We start from the raw sequence: 6,083 nt of genomic DNA on the forward strand, positions 1-6,083 counted from the left end.
CAAAAACCGTTCTTCCCAACGAGCGAGAGATGGCAGTCGGGGCATTTAACTTCAATAAGACACGTCATAGGACGTATATTGGGATGAAGAGTATTTTTGTCAGTATGGGATTATCCCTATCCACACATTTGGCCCACTACCAACATACTTACGAAAAGCAACCGGATCCATTCCGGTGTAACCACCAAACTGGTTAACCTGATTTGAGGTTGCCTCGATTAAAACACCAGAGCCGTCTTTTTTTGCCTGCAAAATAGCAGCTTCAAGAACCAGTCGGTTAGCGGAGCAAATGGAATAGACTCCACAGGTTGCTCCCTGTTTATGACGCTTGATAATCTCAATTAAACTACTCACAGCAACACCCTGTGTCGTGCTTTCTACATTAAGCTCCAACGTCACCCGATCCAACGGTAAAGGGAATGCCATGGCTCTTTCGCTGACTGCTGATCAAATCTGATGAACCAGAAAACATGATCAACTGTCCGCAATAATTACCCTGACTCCCTGACGCTGTAAACCTGCCAGATAATCCGCTGGTATACCCTTATCGGTCACCAGTGTATGGAAAGCGCCAAAAGAGCGGATAAAGTGATACCCCTTGCGACCGAATTTGCTGGAATCTGCCAGAAGAATAATCTCACTGGAGATGTCGCACATTACCCGGTTCAGGGTCGCTTCACGGTCAAAATGAGTCGTCAGGCCAGCAACGAGATCAAACCCGTCAACACCCAGAAACAGCTTGTCAAAACGGTATTGCCGAAGGGCATCTTCCGCCTGGGAACCAAAAAATGAATGGGACTTCGAACGCAAGGTTCCACCCGTCATCATGATTTCGATTCCGGAAGACTTGACCAGCTCGCTGGCTACGTTCAGCCCATTGGTCATTACTACCAGACTTTTGCTGTTTACCAGATGCCTGGCTAACTGTTGCGTGGTGGTTCCGGAGTCCAGAATAATGGACTCACCGTCACTCACCAGTTGTGCGGCAGCAGCACCAATTGCCTGTTTCTGAGCGGCATTAACAGAGCCTTTATCATTAAAAGGCATCTCTTTCGCTACATCATCCAGCGCCATCGCACCGCCGTGAGAGCGCAGCAATAGACCCTTGTTGTCCAGATAGTTCAGATCGTTTCGGATCGTCACGCTGGACACCTTGTAGTGATCTGCCAGTTCTTCCACCCGGGCCAGACCTTTGTCACGCACCTGGCGAACAATCGCTTCACGCCGCTCAACAGTACTCATTTACACCTCTCTTTTAACTGCGCTTTCACACAGTTGTCGAAAACATACAACCTTTTCACTTATCTTTCAATTCTTTGTTTATTGTTTTCGGTTTTTAGTAATTAAGCTTTCGAATGATTCGAAAACCGTTGTTTTACACTATTCTATTTTCATTAATAATGATTGAGATCATAAAAATGAAAAATATTTTATGCGAGCATGACCCCATTACGAAGGAATTTGAAAGACTATGACGCTCATCATGAAAACAGACACAAAGCCGGCTTCCATAGCATGCATTGGTGAATGCATGGTCGAGCTTACTCAAACAGATGCTTCAGGTGAAACTTTCGGTAAAAATAACAGCGAAAGTGAAAAGCTTCTGAATGTTAACTTTGCTGGCGACACACTCAATACCACTGTTTATATGGCAAGGTTGCTCGAAGCGTCTGATAGCACCATTCATTATGTCACTGCTTTGGGAGAAGACACCTTCAGCAGCCAAATGCTAGCCGCCTGGCAACAGGAAGGTATTGATACCCGTCACATCTCTCGTCTATCTGGTAAATTGCCTGGCCTTTACTCTGTCAATGTCGACGCCACCGGCGAAAGAAACTTTCACTACTGGCGATCTGAATCTGCTGCCCGTTCACTGTTTTCAGAGGCGCTTACCGATGAACAGATCGAAAGCATAGCAACTGAAAGCAGTCTGATCTTCTTATCCGGAATTACGGTTGCGATTTTGCCTTACGAATCTCGAAAGCAGTTAATCGATTTACTGGCAAAAGCAAAACAAAATGGTGCAAAAGTAGCTTTTGATACTAATCACCGTCCTGCTCTTTGGAAAGATGCCGATGATGCCCGTCACTGGTATCAGCAAGTACTGAACCTCACCGATATCGCTCTGCTTACGTTTGATGACGAACAGCTTCTTTTTGCGGATCAGTCGGTAGAAGAAACCCTGCAACGACTGGAGCACATTCCGGAACTGGTCATTAAAAGAGGCTCAGAACCCTGCATTGTCAAGTCTGGCCGTGACATACAAAGCGTTGTTGCCCAACAAGTCAGCACCCCGGTTGATACTACCGGTGCTGGCGACTCCTTCAATGGTGCCTATCTTAGCAGTCGGATTCTGGGCGCTGATCCCGTGGCAGCCTGTCAGGCAGGTCATCGTCTGGCAGCCGAAGTCATCATGCATCGGGGCGGCGTGATGCCAAAAGCCGCTATGCCAGCGTTACAACTCTCTGAAGGCAAGCTGTAAGCCAATCCGTCATATAAAGGTATTGTCGTTTATGACCATGTCCATGAAAAACGAACTTATTTTAACCCGGGCTTATCCGGTGTTACCGGTTATCGTCATTGAAGAACTGAGCCAGGCCGTTCCCCTGGCAAAAGCACTCAGTGCCGGTGGCATCCATGTATTTGAAGTCACCCTGCGTACTGTATGTGCCCTGGAAGCCATTCAGGAAATCAAAGCGGCTATGCCTGACTGCATCACCGGCGCAGGTACCGTCACTTCTCCAGACCAGATCGAAGCAGTGTTGAAAGCCGGTGCTGACTTTGCCGTTTCACCGGGTGCGACACCGGCCTTATTGAAAGAAGCCTTCCAGCAGAAGCTTGCACTGATTCCCGGCGTATCCACTCCATCGGACGTTATCCAGGCAATGGAGCATGGCTATAACCTGCTGAAACCGTTTCCTGCCGAACAGTCTGGCGGCATCAATATGCTTAAGGCGCTGGCTGGTCCGTTCCCGGATATTCGCTTCTGCCCTACCGGCGGTATCGGCTTGCACAATGCCAAAGAGTATCTTGCTCTTAACAATGTTGCGGCCATTGGCGGCTCATGGATTTGCCCTGCCAATCTGGTGCAAAGTAAAGATTGGGGAGCAATCACTCAGCTAGCGACGCAAGCCATATCAAGCCTGAAAAAAACATAGACGCGGATATAACAATACAAAATCAGGCCATACAGAAATGACCTGACCAATAAATCAAAATACTTAACCTGCCTGATATTCAGGCCGGCAACAACCATTCAGGAAATGAAACCATGCAAACTGCACAAATCACGGTTACCAATGAAAATGGCCTGCACACTCGCCCGGGCGCAGTATTCGTTAAAGCCTGCAAAGAATTTTCCAGCGCCATTACTATTGAAAACAAGGGCCGTACAGCCAACGCAAAAAGCCTGATGAAACTGATGTCTGCCGGTATCCTGAAAGACGACGTGATCACCCTGAACATTGAAGGTGATGATGAAGTAGCGGCGATGGAAAAACTGAAAGTCGTTATCGAACATCTGGAAGGTTAATTTTTTTTGAACCACAAAGACACGAAGACACAAAGGAAAAGATAAGCCTTTGTGACTACCACCACCCCACGGTTCACAGTGGGGTGGCAAATCAGGAATAGTATCGAAATTACTTCCATATTTTATGAAGCCAGAGCTCCATTCTGAATAGAGAAGTTATTAACGAATTATTCCTTAGAGCCTGCATTCACTCCGGAGTATTCCAGGGAAAATCAGGAAAAAAACCTTTGTGCCTTTGTGTCTTTGTGGTTAAAAAGGCTCCCCCTTTTACACGACATTAATCTCAGCTAATTCAAGAGTTACTTCCATGATCAAGGGCATTATTGCATCCGAAGGGATTGCCATCGGGAAAGCCGTTATTCACTGTGAACAGGCGCTGATCCTGCCTGAGTACAAGGTAACGGCCGACCAGGTTCACAACGAAATCGAACGGTTCAAAAAGGCCCGCGAACAAACAACAACCCAGTTAGGTAACCTCTATCGGGAAATGCTGGGCAAATTCGGTGAAGAAGAAGCCGCCGTATTCGAAGGCCACATGATGGTGGCTGAAGATGAGGAGCTGGAGGCAGAAGTCTTCGCCCTGATTGATGAAGGGAAGCCTGCAGCAGTTGCTACCCATGAGGCTATTCAGGCGAATATTCAACTGCTGGAAACGCTGGAAGATGCTTACCTGAAAGAGCGCGCTGCGGACTTCCGCGATGTGGGCCTGCGTCTGGTAAAGAACATTCTCGGGATTCGTATTGCCGGTCTGGAAAACCTGGAAGAAAACTCCATCGTTATTGCCAATGACCTGACGCCTTCCGATACTGCTCAGCTGGATCTGGATAAAGTTATCGGTTTCGTAACAGACATCGGTGGTCGTACATCACACTCAGCTATTATGGCGCGCTCCCTGGAAATCCCGGCCATGGTCGGTTGTCATAATGCAACCACAACCATTCTGCACGGTGACCCGCTGATTCTGGATGCGGTGAACAATCAGATCATTGTTAACCCCACAGAAGAACAACTGACAGCCGCTCGTGCACAACAGGATGCACTGATCAGTGCCCGTAATGAGCTGGCTAAACTGAAAGATTTACCTGCAGTTACTTTGGATGGCAAACACTTCGAACTGTGCGCCAATATCGGCACACCAAAAGATGTTGAGGGTGTTCTGCGTAATGGCGCTGAAGGTGTTGGCCTTTATCGTACCGAATTCCTGTTTATGGATCGCAATTCCCTGCCTTCTGAAGAAGTTCAGTTTCAGGCTTATCGTGAAGTGGCTGAGTCCATGCAGGGCATGCCCGTTATTATCCGAACTCTGGATATCGGTGGTGACAAGGATCTGCCGTATCTGGATATGCCCAAAGAGCTGAACCCATTCCTGGGCTGGCGCGCTATTCGCATGTGTCTGGATCGTCCTGAAATTCTGCTGACCCAGCTTCGTGCAATCCTGCGTGCCAGTGCTTTTGGCAAACTGCGGATCATGTTCCCGATGGTCATTTCTGTCAGTGAAGTGCTGCAACTGAAAGCTCATGTTGAACAGGCCAGACAAAGCCTGAGAGATCAGGGCATTGCTTTTGATGAACAGTGTGAACTGGGCATCATGATTGAAACCCCTGCTGCGGTGATGATTGCAGATCAGCTCATTGAAGAGCTGGACTTTTTCAGTATCGGCACCAATGATTTGACTCAGTATATTCTGGCCGTGGACCGTGGTAATCAAAACATTGCTCATCTGTACGACAGCTTCTCTCCTTCTGTGTTGAGAGCCGTAAAACAGGTGATTGATGCATCCCACGCTGCAGGTAAATGGACAGGCATGTGTGGTGAGTTTGCCGGTGACGAACGGGCTGCGTTAATTCTGGCAGGCTTGGGTCTGGATGAGCTCAGTATGTCTGCGCCTTCTGTTCCGATGATCAAGAAGATCCTGCGGGAACAGAACAGTGAACAACTGAAAAGTCTGGCTGAACAATGCCTAAAGGCAAGGGATGCGGATACGGTTAGATCTCTGGTTGACAGTATTCGCTAAAGCATCTTATTTATCGTAATTGCCTGAACCCGATCAATATCGCTTCTCTCGTTCCCGCGATCCGAGGTTGTGGCAAAAGTTCTGGTTCCCATGCCCTGCGTGGGAATCCCCACTTACTGGACACGAAAACCAATATCAATAAATTCATTACATACTCATTATCGAAACTTATTCATCGCTCCCCAATGGATTTCGATCAACCCTCGCCGATTCCGATATCTGCCAGAATTTCATAAACTCCACATACTGCATTAAATTCTTCAAATCCTTTATAGATATCAGACGAAAACCCCGGCATAACAGGCTCTATTTTTATTCGTGCCTGCTTCATTTTATCTGGCCTGAACAGTTGCTCTTCACCTACCGCAGGGGATATTATGATAACCTTTCTGCCTCCTTTATCGAACCAGCACTTTAGAAGCCTGGGTAAAAACACGTTTACTTCCTCATCTCTATAACCGTTTTTAGCTTTTTTTGTACGAGAGCGCCGGTAAGGAGTGACGATCAGCATCGCACTATTTGATATATCAATAGCTA

General features: G+C 47.4%; 7 protein-coding genes. 4 read left to right on the forward strand and 3 right to left on the reverse strand.

Going from position 1 to position 6,083, the window contains the following annotated elements; translation table 11 throughout:
• Positions 1–99 precede the first annotated feature (99 nt).
• The gene (locus tag RM811_RS21840) at positions 100–426 is read right to left on the reverse strand and encodes a class II D-tagatose-bisphosphate aldolase non-catalytic subunit (RefSeq protein ID WP_402528383.1); all 327 of its coding nucleotides are present in this window, start codon (positions 424–426) and stop codon (positions 100–102) included.
• 48 nt (positions 427–474) lie between these two features.
• Complete coding sequence (gene agaR, locus RM811_RS21845) at positions 475–1,242, reverse strand: transcriptional repressor AgaR (protein WP_402528386.1); 768 nt, start codon at positions 1,240–1,242, stop codon at positions 475–477.
• 229 nt (positions 1,243–1,471) lie between these two features.
• Between agaR and RM811_RS21850 the strand changes: the two genes are divergently transcribed.
• From RM811_RS21850 to ptsI, 4 genes are all read left to right on the forward strand, one after another.
• The gene (locus RM811_RS21850; protein WP_402528388.1) at positions 1,472–2,482 is read left to right on the forward strand and encodes a sugar kinase; all 1,011 of its coding nucleotides are present in this window, start codon (positions 1,472–1,474) and stop codon (positions 2,480–2,482) included.
• 31 nt (positions 2,483–2,513) lie between these two features.
• A complete protein-coding gene (locus RM811_RS21855; protein ID WP_402528391.1) occupies positions 2,514–3,158 on the forward strand; it encodes a bifunctional 4-hydroxy-2-oxoglutarate aldolase/2-dehydro-3-deoxy-phosphogluconate aldolase in 645 nt (214 codons plus the stop codon).
• 113 nt (positions 3,159–3,271) lie between these two features.
• Positions 3,272–3,532, forward strand: coding sequence for an HPr family phosphocarrier protein (locus RM811_RS21860; RefSeq protein WP_402528393.1), 261 nt, complete (start codon positions 3,272–3,274; stop codon positions 3,530–3,532).
• Between the two features lie 307 nt (positions 3,533–3,839).
• A complete protein-coding gene (ptsI, locus tag RM811_RS21865; RefSeq protein WP_402528396.1) occupies positions 3,840–5,546 on the forward strand; it encodes a phosphoenolpyruvate-protein phosphotransferase PtsI in 1,707 nt (568 codons plus the stop codon).
• Positions 5,547–5,742: 196 nt separating this feature from the next.
• On the opposite strand, the gene RM811_RS21870 is transcribed toward ptsI, so the two are convergent.
• The coding region (locus tag RM811_RS21870) for a hypothetical protein (protein ID WP_402528399.1) at positions 5,743–6,083 on the reverse strand (341 nt) is incomplete at its 5' end.

The sequence above is a fragment of the Endozoicomonas sp. genome (assembly GCF_031844845.1).
Taxonomy (GTDB): Bacteria; Pseudomonadota; Gammaproteobacteria; order Pseudomonadales; family Endozoicomonadaceae; genus Endozoicomonas.